We start from the raw sequence: 15,135 nt of genomic DNA on the forward strand, positions 1-15,135 counted from the left end.
TCCCCTATTCAACGAAACTAAGACCCAGTGCCCAACCTACCCACTAACCCGAACAAAAAAGTGATTCTCATCAGCAATTGAGTAACGAATCGGTTACGAACCCGAAGCACAAATCCAACCGCATCCTTAGACTGTCCATATGAGCACCCCTCCCCTGGATACGCCCGCGCCGACAACTCTCACCGAACCGACTAATACTTCCACGACCCAAGCAATCGATCCGATTGCTCGAACAAATGTGCCCCGGCCTGTCACTGACACCCCAACAGATCCGCTTCTGTGGCTGGAAGAGCTGGATTCAGAGCGCGCCATGGACTGGGTGCTCGGACAGAACGCCCGCACTGAAGCGGAGCTCTTCGACGAGGATTTCGCCGCCACCCAGGAAGAAATCCTCAAGATCCTGGATGCTTCCGACAGGATCCCGATGGTCACCAAGCGCGGGCAGCACTACTACAATTTCTGGCGAGATTCCGGGCATCCCAAGGGTTTGTGGCGTCGCAGCAGCTGGGAGTCCTATCGGCAAGACGATCCGCAGTGGGAACTGCTGCTCGACGTGGATGCCTTGGCAGAAGCCGAAGGTATCGACTGGGTCTTCTCCGGGGCGCAGATGCTGCGCCCGGCACCGGGTGAAGAGTACGCTCGGGCCCTGATCAAGCTTTCCCCAGACGGAGGCGACCAAGTGCGAGTGCGGGAATTCGACCTGCCCTCCCGCGCCTTTGTCCCGGGCGGCTTCGACTTGCCCGTCGCCAAGACCAACGTGTCTTGGGCGGATGCCGACACGTTGTACGTGGCCACCGATGTCGGCGAGGGAACACTCACCCTCTCCTCCTACGCCCGCACCGTGCGTCGGCTGGTCCGCGGACAGGACCTGGACGTTGCAGAGGAAATTTTCGCCATTGACCAGTCACACGTCCTGGCCTATGTCTCCCACGATTCGACGCCGGGCTTCGAACGCGACGTCGCCCACGACGTCATCGACTTCTACAATTCCAAGACGTTCGTGCGCCAAGAAGACCAATGGGTGCACTTGAACGTCCCCACCGATGTGGGCGTCTCGCTGCACCGTGGATGGGTGTTGTTCTCCCCGCAGACCGCCTGGACCCGCGACGGAACCACGTACATTCCGGGATCGCTCGTGTTGGCCGATCTTGGGGATTTCATGAGCGGTGCGGCCACATTGCGTGAAATCTTTGTTCCCACTCCATCCACGTCCCTGCAGTCCATCGATTTCACGGCAAACCACATTCTCCTCAACGTCCTGCAGGACGTCTCCTCACAGATCCTCGTCTGCGATCCGGCAAACGACTTCGCGCTGCATCCCTTGGACATCGGCTCCCCGCTGCACAGCTTCAGCATTTCGGCCGTCGACGACGAAGACCCAGTATGCGGTGATGACTTCTGGCTGACGCTCACCGGATTCCTCACGCCCACCACGCTGGCCCGCGGAACCGTCAGCCTCAACCCCGACACCGAGGGCCCGGCTGTTCCACAGGTCGTCAAAAGCGCTCCTGCCCGATTCGAGGCCGGTGACTTCGAGGTCTCCCAGCACTTCGCAATTTCCGATGACGGAACCCGGGTCCCATATTTCCAGGTGTCCCCGCGCGGGCTGCCGCTCGATGGAAAGAACCCGGTGCTGATGAATGGCTACGGCGGGTTCCAGACCAGCCTGACCCCGGGCTACCTGGGTGCCCTGGGCCCTGGCTGGCTGACCCGCCGCACGAAAGAGGGCAGGCGCGGCAGCTATGTGGTGGCGAATATCCGCGGCGGCGGCGAGTACGGCCCACGCTGGCATCGCGCCGCCTTGCGGGAGAACCGTCACCGCGCCTACGAGGACTTCGCAGCCATAGCCCGCGATCTCATCGCCCGGGGTGTCACCTCGCGCGAGCACTTGGCCGCCACCGGACGCTCAAACGGCGGACTGCTCATGGGAAACATGATCACCGGCTACCCGGAGCTTTTCGGGGCGATCTCCTGCGGCGTTCCACTATTGGACATGCGTCGCTACACCCGTCTTGCGGCCGGACATTCATGGATTGCCGAGTACGGGGATCCGGATGTGCCCGGAGACTGGGATTTCGTGCAGACCTTCTCCCCCTACCACCGACTCGATGATGCCCTCCCCGAGGGTATCGAGTACCCGGCCTCCCTGATCTGGAGCGCAACCAGCGACGACCGGGTCGGACCGGTGCAAGCCCGGAAGATGGCCGCGAAGATGATGCTCATGGGTGTGGGCAATGTTCGTTACCACGAGTCTCTCGATGGTGGCCATGCCGGGGCCAGTGACAACAAGGCCTCGGCCATCATGCTAGCCACCAGCTATGAGTTCCTCTGGCGGCATGTCAGCGGTTGAGCCGAGACTGCCGGATCGTTAGACCCTGGTCCTCATGGGTCGCGGTGTCGGTTGCCGCGCCGATGCGCTTGAGTAGGCGTTGGCTCAGCCGGACCTCGTGAGGCAGTTCCCGGAGTTCTGCGGGATCAATGTCCAGATCCTGCCGCTCAAGGATTTCGCCCAGGTACTCCCAATAGTCCGCCGCCATGTCTTCTTCAGTCTGGTCGCCAGACGGTTCATCCGGTCCAACCACAACCAATGCGGTTTCCCTGATGTCCTCTTCCGACGCCTCCGACCACGTCGCGGTCGAGGACCAACCGCGATCATCCAACAAAAGTACGTCACGTCCCGTGTCAAGAACGACAGCGAGCCGGGCCGTCACCGAAATACGTCCCTTGTTGGACGAGTGGTAGTCGAGATCGGCAATGGTGACCAGTCTGGTGGCTTTCATGGGGCCAACGCTACCTGCCACGGGGCGTCACTGGCCTCCGAAACCCACGGATCCCAGGGCTTTGTGGCCACACAAAAACACTCGTTTTGTGTGCCGCCCCAGCTTTGGGTAGTCTAGGGGAGCTGGAAACAGCAAAACGGACACGTGCCAGAGCGGCCGAATGGGCTTCACTGCTAATGAAGTGTCGGGGTTAAACTCGACCGGGAGTTCAAATCTCCCCGTGTCCGCTGAAAAACCCCTACTTCGGTGGGGGTTTTTTCGTCTTCACCCCCGCGGCCGGAAGAGGGTTGTTCGGACAAGAAGAAACCGCGTGCGGCTGGCCCCGGGAGCCAACCGTACGCGGCCAGAAGTCCAGGTGCGGCGGCAGCACCGCCGGCGGCCCCTACTTGTCTCCGTCGCCAAACGCATTGAGCAACGTGCGCACCATGTCGTCGGGCAGGCCGGTGTGGCGGACGACAATGGTCGTGGCCTCATCAAGCTCGCCCAGACGCAGGTGTTCCAGCAATTCCGTGCGTTCGGGTTCGGCAAGGTCGTTGATGCTGAATTTCACGGCACCGTCCGGGCCCTGGCCTTCAAAACTGAAGTCTGCAATGTTTGCCGTGGGTGTCTCGCCTCCGCCCAACGGGGAGGCCGCGAGCATTCGCAGGATCTCTGCTTTCTCCAGGCCGGAGTGCTTGGCAATGAGCTCCGCGGCTCCCGGAAGGTCCTCGTCGCGCACCAACGAAAGAAACTGGTCGTACTCGGCAGGCGGCAAGTCCTCGCTGGCAAACTCGCGGGACTCGCCGTCCACCAGATAGGCGACCTTGAACTGCGTGGAAGTCCGTTCCGATTCGCTGCCGAATTCCTTGGCCCATTCACTGGGCACCACCCAGGGGTCATCGGATTTGTCGGAGTTTTCCGGCGCGGCTATGTTTTCGTCCATCCCGCCTTCAACGGCAGGAATGGCGGGCTCCGGCGTCAGCGGGATTTCGGTGGCCGCGCCGGTCTGCGGTTCGGAGATTTCGGATTCCTCTGCCCGGCGTTCGGCTTCGACCTGCTCGGAAATCGTGGGTCCGCCGGCGGAATCTTTACGGATCTGGGGGAACCGCTCCAGACTGCGGACGGCAATGATGCTGGCCTTGTACCCGGCCGCGGTCATGGCCTTGTAGTTTTGCACTGCGGCCATGAAGTCGCCCTGGGCCAAGGACTTGTAGACGGCTCGGTGACCCTCTGCTGTCAGCTGTGCTGCGGCTGCCTGGGCCGATTCCGGGGTGATTGCGGCAGAAACCTCTGCCGAGTTCTTGATGCGCAGCTTCTTCAACCCGATCCACGCAAGTCCGAGAATGAGCAGCGGAACGACGACCCAAAGCAGAATTTCCATGACTCTAGCCTACGGCCCCGCGGGACACAGTGCGGAACTAGGCGGCTGCCGGATTGTGTCGGCCCAGGCCCCGATGCCCGGTGTTGGCGAGATTTTCCATCCCCGCATGTTGACATCCGAGGGACCGAAAATCCCCCATCCGTCCTCGGCCATGCGCAGGGGTCGTGAAGCCGCCGAAAATCGGCTGCATCACGACCCGCATTGCGCCTTGCGCTCCAGCCAGCGATTGGCTCCCTAGGCCCCCTCGGCACCGAGGATCAGACCACCAACGGGACCTCGTAGATCTCATCGGCCAGATGGCCTGCCCGCTCGTGGACCCGCTGGACCGCTTCTTTCGAGGGACCTTCGGACAGGCAGAAAATCTTCCCGCTTTCCGGATCGGCCCATGCCTTCTTGAATTGCACGTTTTCCTCGTCCTGGATGGCAAGATCGGCCGCGTGCGCAGCCTTCAGATCCTCCGCAGACAAGCCCTGCATGTGATTGTGCACGTCCATGAATTCAGCCATAGCAACACTTCCTTGGATTGTGGCAAACGCTTTCATGACTCAGCGTTCGCCTCATTGTAGGAGCTACATCGAGGCTTATACAGAGCTGGATGACTAGGATTCTTACGGGAACCACACACCAGCAGGAAAAGGCCGGATTGGTACCTTTCCGGAACCGATTCCGGGGCTTTGCTAGCCCGCTGCTCCCAGTACGAAGGGAAGCACCCCGGGGGCACCTGCCTCGCGCAGAATCCTGGCTGCTTCTGTCAACGACCATCGGCTGTCTGCCAGGTCATCGAGCAGCAGGACCGGTCCGGGTGCTCCGGCAAGCTTCTCGGCCATTTCGCCGGGAACCACGAATTGGTCCCAGACCGCGGCGAGCCGGAAGGCGGAGTTTCCGCCCGAACCGCCGCGTGGTCCGTGATCCCGGTATTCGAGCTGTCCCAAATATGGAAGCCGCCCAATGGTCGAGATGCCCTGGGCAAACGATCCAACCAATTGCGGTCGGGTCCGCGACGGCATGGAAACCACTGCCACCGGCCGGGTGGACCATTTCCACTCGCTCAGGACCTTCACGCAGGCATCGAGCATGGCCTGTGAAATGGGTGCATCCGGTTCATCCGCATTCTCCAGCAACGCACGCAACCGGCCGCCCCAGCCCAAGTCGGTCAGGCGCGCCAGCGCGCGGCCGTCCTCGGCCTGGAACTCAGGCTTGATCTTGCCCTTGAGCTGCACACCAAGTTTTTCCATGCCGCCGGGGTACATCCGGCGGGCCTCCACCAATGCGCCTACCCTGCCCAGCGCGGTCTGTGCCGAGTCCTTGGCCGAGTCCTGGATGTCATCCCTGAACCAGACGCCTGCGCAGTTGTCGCAGCGGCCGCACGGTGCGGCGGCCGGGTCGTCAAGAGCCCGGGCGAGGAATTCCATGCGGCAGGTCTTCAGGTTCTCGTAGTCGAGCATGGCGTTTTGTTCGGCCACGCGTGCTGCTGCAACGCGGGTGTAGCGTTCGGCGTCGTAGAACCACTGGGCGCCCGAGCGGATCCACCCGCCGGAGACTCGTTCTACGGCCCCGTCCACCGCCAGCACCTTGAGCAGCAGTTCCAGGGGCGTGCGTTTGATGTTGACGCGGGCCTCGAGTGCGGGAACCGAGAGCGGGCCCTGGGTGGTACCGAGTTCCTGAAGGACGGCGTGCGCCTTTTGCTCGTCCGGCATCGAGCTCGTGGCAAAGTAGCGCCAGATTTCTCGATCCTCCGGGCCCGGCAACAGCAGGACGTCGGCGTTGATGCTGCCACGTCCCGCACGGCCCACCTGTTGGTAGTAGGCCACCGGGGAACTGGGCGCCCCGACGTGGATGACGAAGCCAAGGTCCGGCTTGTCGAAGCCCATGCCCAGCGCGCTGGTGGCGACCAGCGCCTTGACCTCGTTGTTCTTAAGCGCGGTTTCGGCGCGGTGGCGTTCCTCGGTGTCGGTTCGTCCCGAATACGCCAGCACCTTGTGTCCGGCCTCGGCCAGCAGCCGGGTGATGTCCTCGGCCGCGGAGACCGTCAGCGTGTAGATGATGCCCGAACCGTGGAAGTCGTTCAGGTGCGTGAGCAGCCAGGCGAATTGCGAGCGTGGCGATGCCAGCCGCAGCACCCCCAGGCGCAGGGATTCGCGGGCCAGCGACCCGCGCAGCGTGAAGACCTCGGCACCTCCCACGGCCAGTTGCTCCTGCACGTCGTGGACCACCCGCTCGTTGGCCGTCGCGGTGGTGGCAAGCACCGGGACGCTGCCGGGCAACGCGTGGATGAGGTCCTTGATGCGGCGGTAGTCGGGGCGGAAGTCATGGCCCCAGTCGGAGATGCAGTGGGCTTCGTCAATGACCAGCAGCCCCATCCGCGCCACCAGCGCGGGCAGCTGGGTGTCGCGGAAGACCGGGTTGTTCAGTCGCTCCGGGGACACCAGCAGCACGTCCAGTTCGTCGTTGTCGAGCTTTTGGGCAATTGATTGCCAGTCAAGGGCGTTGGCGGAGTTGATGGCCTCGGCCCGCACCCCGGCACGGGACGCCGCGGCCACCTGGTCGCGCATCAGCGCAAGCAGCGGGGAGACTATCAGCGTCGGCCCGGCGCCGCGGGCCCGCAGCAGCAGCGATGCCACGAAGTACACGGCCGATTTTCCCCAGCCCGTTCGCTGCACCACCAGGGCGCGGCGTCCCCCGGCAACCAGGGCCTCAATGGCCTCGAACTGCCCGTCGTGGAAATCGGCGTCGTCCCTGCCCACCAAGGAACGCAGGATGGCGGTGGCAGCGGAGCGCAAGTCCGAATCGATGCTGGGTGTGTAGGCGTCCATGGCCCCCAGTATTCCAGTGTCCGCCGACACTTGCCCGAACCGCAGGCAACCGCGCCCTATGGAACTACTCACCTTCGATGACTCAAATCCGCGCCGCACCATGCCAACCCGATAAGCTCATGGATGTGAGTGTGGAAATCGATCTTTCTGAGTCCTTCAAGGCCTACGACGTGCGCGGCATCGTCGGGGCCACTATTACGGCCGAGGCGGTCGAGGCCATTGGCGCCGCATTTGTCGACGTTCTGGGCCTGGCCGGACAGGACGTCCTGGTGGGTGGGGACATGCGCCCTTCCTCTCCAGAGTTCGCCGCCGCCTTCGCGCGCGGGGCTGCCTACCGCGGCGCCAACCCGAAGATGCTGGGGCTGATTTCCACCGACGAGCTCTACTTCGCCGCCGGGTCGCTGAACTGCGCCGGGGTGGTGTTCACCGCGAGCCACAACCCCGCCGCCTACAACGGCATCAAGATGGCCAAGGCCGGTGCCGTGCCGGTGTCCTCGGACACCGGGCTCTTTGACATCCGCGACCTGGCACAGAGCTACCTCGAGGAGGGGCTTCCGGTGTCCACCGAGGCCCCCGAGGGCACCGTCGGCGAGCTCGACGTGCTAGCCGGCTACGCCGACTACCTGCGCTCCTTGGTGGACCTGTCGGGCATCCGCCCGCTAAAGGTCGTGGTGGACGCCGCCAACGGCATGGGCGGGCTCACCACCCCCGCGGTGCTGGGCGACACCCTGCTGCCGGGTTTGCCGCTGGAAATCATCGAGATGTATTTCGAGCTCGACGGCACCTTCCCCAACCACCCGGCCAATCCGCTGGAACCCGAGAACCTGCGAGACCTGCAGGCCGCGGTGCTCGAACACGGCGCCGACATCGGCCTGGCCTTCGACGGCGACGCCGACCGCTGCTTCGTGATCGACGAAAAGGGCGAGCCTGTCTCCCCCTCGGCCATCACCGCGTTGGTGGCGGTGCGCGAGATCGCGCGCGCGCAGGCAGCGGGCGAGGAAACCCCGGTGGTCATCCACAACTTGATCACTTCCCGCGCCGTGCCCGAGGCAGTCACCGCGGCCGGCGGCCGCCCGGTGGTCACCCGCGTGGGCCACTCCTTCATCAAGGCCGTCATGGCCGCCGAAGGTGCGGTCTTCGGCGGGGAGCATTCCGCCCACTACTACTTCCGCGACTTCTACAACGCTGACACCGGCATGCTGGCCGCGATGCATGTGCTCGCGGCACTGGGCCACCAGGACACCGCACTGAGCGACTTCGCCGCCGAGTACGAGCCCTATGTTTCCTCCGGGGAGATCAACTCCGAGGTCGAGGACAAGGCAGGGGCCGTGGCCCGCGTGCTCGCGGAATTTGCCAACGGGTACGAACACAACGCCGATCGAAGTGGCCTGGTCTGCCCGCCCTGCCATCCGGATCTGGCGAATCGAGAGACCGTTGTGGGTACCATGGACGGGACGACCGTGACGGCAGCCGATGGCTCGTTCTGGTTCAACCTCCGTCCCTCCAACACCGAACCCTTCCTCCGCTACAACGGGGAAGCCATTGACCGAAAGACCATGGAACTCGTCCGTGACGGAGTTCTGGATATCGTCAGGAGCAACGCATGAGCACCCCCGAAAACAAGATCACTGAACTCGACGAAGCCGCCCAGGCGGAACTGAACAAGGTCCTGGGCACCGCCCTGGGTGTCGCACGTGAGCAGCTGGAAGAACAGGGCGTGTTCCTTCCCTTCGCCATCGCCGTTGAGCCCGCCACCGAAGAAAACGCCGAGCCCGAACTGCGCTTGCTGGCCGTCCAGCCCACCGAGGACCTGGACGATCCCGAAGCCGACATCGACGCCGAGGTGATGATGAAGGACCTGGTCCAGCTACTGGCCGACCAGCGCGATTCCTTCAACGCCGTCGCCTTCGTTTCGGATGTCACCTTGCTCGATGACGGCATGGACGCGGTCCATGTACTGGCCGAACACCGCGCCGGAGCTTCGATTGCCATCGTTCAGCCGTACACCGCGCCGGATCCGGAAACCGGCATCTGGGAATTCTCCGAGCCCAGCGCCGAGGGCGGCCAGATCCAGGTCTGGGCATAGCCCCCTCCAGTGCTTTCCGGCCTGTGGCCCGGAACCCGGGAATCCGGGATCCGGGCCACAGGTCTTTGTACAGGTATTCGGGGAAACAGATGTCGCACGTCGGCTGCCCACTGTGCACCTCGGCACAGCCCGCGGCACGGAGGGCCAACACCTGCGACAATGGAACACGTGAAACTCAGCGCCTTTGCGGATGTGTGCCTGCGCACCTTGATGTTTCTCGGCTCCCGTCGCGACCAACAGGTCACCACCAAGGAAATCGCCGAGCAAATCGGCGTGCCCTACAACCACGTGGCGAAGGCCATTGTGGAGCTGCGCAACCGCGGTGCCCTGGACGTGGCACGAGGACGCTATGGCGGTTCGCAAATCACCGACCAGGGCTTGAGCCTGCGTGTGGGTACCCTGATGCGCGACCTTGACGGCCGCGAGGATGTCGTCGATTGCGTCTCCGAAGCCGGTGTCCCCTGCCCGCTGCTCGCGGGATGCAAGCTCCGCGGTGCCCTGCGTCGGGCCCGGGAGGCGTTCTATGCCGAGCTCGACCTTTTGTACGTAAGGGATCTCACCTCGCCTTCCGCCAGCGTATTGCTCCCCTTCCCGACGCTCCCCTAACGGCCTGCTGCCTGATATTTTCGGGCGACGTGCTCCAATCCAAGCTGTCCGGGAACCGCTCCCGGGCCTACAAACCAACAGGCCGATTTGCTTCCGACTTCTACTCCGTGTAGAAATGAATTATCAATCTTGCATAACAGATGCAAGATAAAGATCATCCTTCGTCAGGAGCCATCAGATGCTTTCCGAGAAGTCCCGCCCGGTCATCGAAGCCACGTTGCCAATCATTGGCGAGCGAATTTCCCACATCACGCCCAAGTTCTACGACCGGTTGTTCGCGGCCCACCCGGAGCTCTTGGACGGACTCTTCTCCCGTGCCAACCAGAAAAACGGAGCACAGCAGCAGGCGCTGGCCGGATCCATCGCCGCTTTCGCCACCCACCTGGTCAACAACCCGGGCACCCTGCCGGAGGCCGTTCTGTCCCGAATCGCCCACAAGCACACCTCGCTGGGCATTGTCGAGGAACAGTACCCGATCGTGTACGAGCACCTGTTCGCCGCGATCGTCGAGGACTTGGGCGACGCGGTGACCCCCGAGGTCGCAGAGGCATGGACAGAGGTCTACTGGCTCATGGCCGACGCGCTGATCAAGATCGAAAAGGGCCTCTATGCCAAGCAGGCCAACGACAAGATCTGGACCCACTGGAAGCTCGTGTCCAAGGAAGCCGCCGGCACCGGATCCATCACCTTCCGCTTCGTCCCGGCAGACGACACCCCGGTCACCGTCGCCAAGGCTGGCCAGTTCGTCTCGGTCCGCGTCCCGCTGCTGGATGGATTGCGCCAGTGCCGCCAGTACACGCTCAGCGACTCCGTCACCTCCACCAACGAGCGCGTGATCACGACCAAGTTCGACGGCGGCGGCGAGGTCTCCCCATTCATGCACCAGCACCTGAGCGTCGGGGACGTCATCGAGCTCTCCAACCCCTACGGCGACCTAGTCATCGACACCACCGGCGCTCCGATCATCCTGGCCACAGCAGGCATCGGCTGCACCCCGAGCGCCTCCGCACTGGCCACCCTGGCCGCTGCAGGCTCTGACCGCCAGGTCATGGTGCTGCACGCGGAGGCCACCGAGGATGCCTGGGCGCTGAAGGAGCAGATGCTCGAATCCGTCGAGTCCCTGCCCAACGCCGAACTGAAGCTGTGGCTCGAGGACATCAGCGCCAAGGCCGAGGACACCGAAGCCGCCGAGGGCTACATGTCCCTGGCCAACCTGGAGCTGCCGACCGATGCCCGCCTGTACCTGTGCGGCCCGCTGCCGTTCATGCGCGCGGTCCGCTCGCAGGCCATCGAGGCGGGAATCCCCGCCACGAACATCCACTACGAGGTCTTCGGCCCCGATCTGTGGCTCGCCGCCTAACCGGGCATTCCGTCATGACGGACGCAGAACGATAGGCGGGGGTCTGCGGCAATCGAAGGACTCGTAGGGTCTCCACCGCACTTGCGGCGGGGGCCCTACGCTTTTCGGGCTCCCGCGGCCATCCGTGAGCAGCGCGTGATCCTACTGTCCGGGCTCCTGCAAGCGAGGGTGGGCGGTGTGCTTTTCGATCCAGGCCCGCACAGTGGCGTTGAAGAGGATGGGATCTTCGATGTTCCACTGGTGGTGCATGCCCACGGCGGTGCGGAACTCGGCCTGCGGGAGGGCGCGGGCCAGGGCCGGGAAGGACTTGGCCACCAGCTTGGGTTCCTTGCTTCCGGCAATCACCAGCACGGGTCCCTTGTAGTTCCCGAGCTTGTCCGGGACGCCGCCGGGATCCACCTCGTCCATGATGGCGCGCATATTGTCGGCACGCAGGTGCGTGCCGTGTTCGGTGAAGAGTTCCTTCTCGTCGGCGACCATGCCGTAGGCGCCGGCCTGGAAGCGCCAGTACCATTCGCTGCCGAAGAGGCGAAGTTGCATCCGGCTCATGGTCCGCATGGAAGCCGAAACTCCTGCGGCCGGGACGCCGGAAATCAGCAATGATTCGACGAGTTCCGGGTGCCTGGCCAACACGCGCAGTGCCACGACACCGCCCAGGGACAGTCCCACAAGGTGGGCACCGCCGTTGGAGACCTCGTCGGCAATGACGGCTGCCACGTCGTCGGCGGCGCTGTCGAGCCCCGCCCAGTCCTCCTGGGCCCGGGCGCCGAAGCCGGGAAGGTGCGGGGTGAGGACCTCGTAGTCCCCAAAGGCCCGCACCTGGGGGTCCCAGGTCCAGTTCGCGACGTTGCCGCCATGCAGGAATACGATGGTCTGCGCGGCCTTGCCGTCCCGGCGCGGGCGTGTGGGCGCATGGAACTCCGGGTACGCGCCGGGATCACGCGGTGCCGGTGAGGACGCCTGCCTTGATTCGGTGCCCGGCGCCGCCGCAGCCTCAGGCTCGGTGCGTGTGTGCGGGACCGTCGGCCTGGATTGTCTCGGGGCCTTGGCAGGGCGCGCCGGCTTGTGGGTTTCGGAGGCCTTGTCCCGGACAGCGGTCCGGGGCACTTCACCGGAGGGTTTCGCGGGTTCCTGCATGGCGGCGGCTTCGGCCGGGGCCTTCGGCGCCTCAGCAGCGGCTGGCACGGCCTCCTTCGCCTCGGGCTTCACGGCGTCCTTGGCGGCAGTCTTGGACGTTGGCTGCGGTTCGGGGCGCGGCTTGCGTTCCTTTGGTTCGCGTTTCGGGGATGTCGCCTTGACCGGACGATCTTCCTTGGGGGCCTTGGCCGGCTTGCCGGCAGCGGTGGGCTCGTCCGCGAAGGAACGGTCCACGAATTCCTCGTCGGTTCCGGCATCACCGTCGGCGGGGTGCTCGTGGCGGTTCATGGCAGGTACTCAGTCACGGCGTCCAGCCATTCGAGTTCGGCCGATGCGTGGCGGATTCCGTTGTCCAGGGTTGCCGCCATCAGGAAGCTGCGGCGGTCGGCTGCTGCTCTCATGTCAATGTCCTCACGCTGGGAGAGGTAGTCGTCCAATACCTCTTGCGTCGCCTCGCGTCGGGACTGGATCATCTCCAACACCGAGTCGCGATCGAGTTCCGCGGCAAAGAACACCCGGGCCAGGAACGGCTCGCGAGGCGTGTGCGCGGTGACCTCGCCACCCAGCCATTCCACGAGCTCCCGGCGACCCTGGTCGGTGATGTGGTGTTCCTGGCGGTCCGGATAATTTCGCTGGGCAATGGTGGTCACGGTCGCGTGGCCGTCCTTCACCAGCTGGGCCAGGGTGCGGTAGATCTGTGCCTTGTCGGCGTTCCAGAAATGATTGATGGACGAGTCAAAGTGCTTCTTCAGTTCGTACCCGGTCATGGGCGCCAAACTCAAGAGCCCGAGGATCAAACGCGCAAGAATCATACTTTCATCCTGACACATCCCCTAGGGGATTGTTCCAGCAGCCACGCACTTAATAACGGATCCCATCGACCAAAGGCGTGCCCCACCACCGGCGATGACGAGAAAGGCAGGCCTTGTCGCGGGGTAGCGGAAGGGCCCCGCCCTCATCGCTCCCGCCTTCCCGTAACCGGGGAGGCGGGCGATGAAAACGGGGCCCTGGAGAACTGCCGTCTGCGCGGGGAAGCCTAGGCCCCCATGCGCTCCTTCAGTCCATCGAGTTCACTGCGCAGCGACGCCGGAAGCGCCTCGCCGAACTTTGCGTACCATTCCTCGATGCTGGCCAGCTCGGTGGTCCATTCTCCCTTGTCCACTGCCACTGCGGCGTCGACGTCTGCTGGGGTCATGTCCAACCCGGTCAGGTCGACCGAGTCGCCGGTCGGCACGAATCCGATGGGGGTTTCGACGGCGTCGGCCTTGCCCTCGATGCGATCGATGGCCCACTTCAGCACGCGGGAGTTGTCCCCGAACCCGGGCCAGGCGAAGCCGCCCTCGGCGTTGCGACGGAACCAGTTGACCAGGAAGATCTTGGGCAGGCGTTCCGGGTTGGCCTTGGATTCGATGGAGTCCCAGTGATTCAGGTAGTCACCGGCGTTGTAGCCGATGAAGGGAAGCATGGCCATCGGGTCGCGGCGAACCACGCCCACGGCGCCGGCGGCTGCAGCCGTGGTTTCCGAGGACAGGGTCGAGCCCATGAAGATGCCGTTGGTCCAGCTACGTGCCTGGGTCACCAAGGGAATGGTGGTCTTGCGACGTCCGCCGAAGAGGATCGCGTGGATCTCGACGCCGTCCGGGCTGTAGTACTCCTGGGCCAGCATGTCGACCTGCGAGATCGGGGTGCAGAAGCGGGAGTTCGGGTGTGCGGCGGGACGGCCGGAGTCCGGGGTCCAGTCGTTGCCCAACCAGTCGGTCAGGTGCGCCGGGGCCTCGTCGGTCATGCCTTCCCACCAAACGCCGCCTTCGTCGGTGAGCGCAACGTTGGTGAAGATGGAGTTGCCCTTGGTGATGGCGCGCATGGCGTTGGGGTTGGTGGACCAACCGGTGCCCGGAGCGACGCCGAACAGGCCGTATTCCGGGTTGACGCCGCGAAGCTCGCCTTCCTTGCCGATGCGCATCCAGTTGATGTCATCGCCAAGGGTCTCGGCCTTCCAGCCGTCAATGGTCGGATCCAAGAGGGCCAGGTTGGTCTTGCCGCAGGCGGACGGGAAGGCGGCGGCGACGTTGTAGCTCTTGCCTTCCGGGTTGGTGAGCTTGAGGATGAGCATGTGCTCGGCCAGCCAGCCCTCGTCGCGGGCCATCACCGAGGCGATGCGCAGCGCGTAGCACTTCTTGCCCAGCAGGGCGTTTCCGCCGTAGCCCGAGCCGTAGGACCAGATGGAGCGCTCTTCGGGGAAGTGCACGATCCACTTGTCCTCGTTGCACGGCCATGCCACGTCGTCTTGGCCGGGAGCCAACGGGGCGCCGACAGAGTGCAGCGCGGGGACGAAGAAGGCTTCCTCGGCTTCCATCTTTCGCAGCACGTCATTGCCTATGCGGGCCATGATGCGCATGGATGCGACAACGTAGGCGGAGTCGGTGAGCTCGACGCCGTACTGCGGCTGCTCTGCGTCCAGCGGTCCCATGACGAATGGGATGACGTACATGGTTCGACCGCGCATGGCGCCATCGAACAGTCCCTTGAGCATCGACTTCATCTTGACCGGGCTTTCCCAGTTGTTGGTGAAGCCGGCGTCCTTCTCGTTTTCCGAGCAGATGAACGTACGTTCCTCAACCCGGGCCACGTCCTTGGGATCCGAGAATGCAGCGAAGGAGTTGGGGAACGAAGGATCGGTGAGCTTCTGCAGCGTGCCACCGGCAACCAGTTCAGCGGTCAGGCGATCGTTCTCCTCCTGCGTGCCATCCACCCAATAGACATGGTCAGGCTTCGTCAGTTCCGCGATTTCCTGCACCCAAGCGGCAAGCTTTGAATGCGTTGTCGGTGCTGCGTCGATGACCTTCTGGTCCGAGCTCTCGCTCATGTCCATTCCCTCCATTGGGCTGAATTTGCAATATGTCGATGCTATGGGGCCGATCCTCGGAGCCCCTGTGACCCATATCGCCAAAAAACCCGGAAAATGATTTAGTTAAGCCGAAAACCCCGGCATT

12 protein-coding genes and 1 tRNA gene are annotated in these 15,135 nt (G+C 63.9%); 6 read left to right on the forward strand and 7 right to left on the reverse strand.

Annotated elements, in window-relative coordinates; all coding sequences use genetic code 11:
• The first annotated feature begins 139 nt into the window (after window positions 1–139).
• The gene (locus Q2T94_RS04440) at window positions 140–2,350 is read left to right on the forward strand and encodes a prolyl oligopeptidase family serine peptidase (RefSeq protein WP_302263019.1); all 2,211 of its coding nucleotides are present in this window, start codon (window positions 140–142) and stop codon (window positions 2,348–2,350) included.
• On the opposite strand, the gene Q2T94_RS04445 is transcribed toward Q2T94_RS04440, so the two are convergent.
• Window positions 2,340–2,780, reverse strand: coding sequence for a hypothetical protein (locus tag Q2T94_RS04445; RefSeq protein ID WP_302263020.1), 441 nt, complete (start codon window positions 2,778–2,780; stop codon window positions 2,340–2,342). The two genes, Q2T94_RS04440 and Q2T94_RS04445, sit on opposite strands and share 11 nt — an antisense overlap.
• A 138-nt stretch (window positions 2,781–2,918) precedes the next feature.
• On the opposite strand from Q2T94_RS04445, the gene Q2T94_RS04450 reads away from it, so the two are divergent.
• Window positions 2,919–3,007, forward strand: a tRNA-Ser gene (locus Q2T94_RS04450).
• A gap of 155 nt (window positions 3,008–3,162) precedes the next feature.
• On the opposite strand, the gene Q2T94_RS04455 is transcribed toward Q2T94_RS04450, so the two are convergent.
• From Q2T94_RS04455 to Q2T94_RS04465, 3 genes are all read right to left on the reverse strand, one after another.
• Window positions 3,163–4,140 carry a hypothetical protein gene (locus tag Q2T94_RS04455; protein WP_302263021.1) on the reverse strand — a complete coding sequence of 326 codons (978 nt, stop codon included), beginning with the start codon at window positions 4,138–4,140 and terminating at the stop codon, window positions 3,163–3,165.
• A gap of 257 nt (window positions 4,141–4,397) precedes the next feature.
• Window positions 4,398–4,682 carry an SCO4226 family nickel-binding protein gene (locus Q2T94_RS04460; RefSeq protein ID WP_302263022.1) on the reverse strand — a complete coding sequence of 95 codons (285 nt, stop codon included), beginning with the start codon at window positions 4,680–4,682 and terminating at the stop codon, window positions 4,398–4,400.
• A 135-nt stretch (window positions 4,683–4,817) separates the two neighbouring features.
• A complete protein-coding gene (locus Q2T94_RS04465; protein ID WP_302263023.1) occupies window positions 4,818–6,953 on the reverse strand; it encodes a RecQ family ATP-dependent DNA helicase in 2,136 nt (711 codons plus the stop codon).
• A 119-nt stretch (window positions 6,954–7,072) separates the two neighbouring features.
• On the opposite strand from Q2T94_RS04465, the gene Q2T94_RS04470 reads away from it, so the two are divergent.
• From Q2T94_RS04470 to Q2T94_RS04485, 4 genes are all read left to right on the forward strand, one after another.
• Window positions 7,073–8,560, forward strand: a complete 1,488-nt coding sequence (locus Q2T94_RS04470) for a phosphomannomutase/phosphoglucomutase (protein WP_264271187.1) — start codon at window positions 7,073–7,075, stop codon at window positions 8,558–8,560.
• Window positions 8,557–9,039 carry a hypothetical protein gene (locus tag Q2T94_RS04475; protein WP_264271186.1) on the forward strand — a complete coding sequence of 161 codons (483 nt, stop codon included), beginning with the start codon at window positions 8,557–8,559 and terminating at the stop codon, window positions 9,037–9,039. The genes Q2T94_RS04470 and Q2T94_RS04475 overlap by 4 nt, the downstream gene beginning before the upstream one ends.
• A gap of 159 nt (window positions 9,040–9,198) precedes the next feature.
• The gene (locus tag Q2T94_RS04480; RefSeq protein WP_367281518.1) at window positions 9,199–9,645 is read left to right on the forward strand and encodes an RrF2 family transcriptional regulator; all 447 of its coding nucleotides are present in this window, start codon (window positions 9,199–9,201) and stop codon (window positions 9,643–9,645) included.
• 178 nt (window positions 9,646–9,823) lie between these two features.
• A complete protein-coding gene (locus Q2T94_RS04485; RefSeq protein ID WP_302263025.1) occupies window positions 9,824–11,005 on the forward strand; it encodes a globin domain-containing protein in 1,182 nt (393 codons plus the stop codon).
• Window positions 11,006–11,146: 141 nt separating this feature from the next.
• Here Q2T94_RS04485 and Q2T94_RS04490 read toward each other — a convergent pair whose 3' ends face one another.
• The 3 genes from Q2T94_RS04490 to Q2T94_RS04500 all read right to left on the reverse strand — a co-directional run bounded on the left by Q2T94_RS04490 (window position 11,147) and on the right by Q2T94_RS04500 (window position 15,008).
• On the reverse strand, window positions 11,147–12,430 hold the full coding sequence (locus Q2T94_RS04490; RefSeq protein ID WP_302263026.1) for an alpha/beta fold hydrolase: 1,284 nt from the start codon (window positions 12,428–12,430) through the stop codon (window positions 11,147–11,149).
• Complete coding sequence (locus Q2T94_RS04495; RefSeq protein WP_264271182.1) at window positions 12,427–12,954, reverse strand: PadR family transcriptional regulator; 528 nt, start codon at window positions 12,952–12,954, stop codon at window positions 12,427–12,429. Before Q2T94_RS04495 ends, Q2T94_RS04490 begins: the two co-directional genes overlap by 4 nt.
• Window positions 12,955–13,178: 224 nt before the next feature.
• Entirely contained in the window at window positions 13,179–15,008 is a 1,830-nt protein-coding gene (locus Q2T94_RS04500; protein WP_302263027.1) for a phosphoenolpyruvate carboxykinase (GTP), read from the reverse strand.
• Window positions 15,009–15,135 lie beyond the last annotated feature (127 nt).

It is taken from the genome of Paeniglutamicibacter sulfureus (assembly GCF_030512175.1).
Lineage (GTDB): Bacteria > Actinomycetota > Actinomycetes > Actinomycetales > Micrococcaceae > Paeniglutamicibacter > Paeniglutamicibacter sulfureus.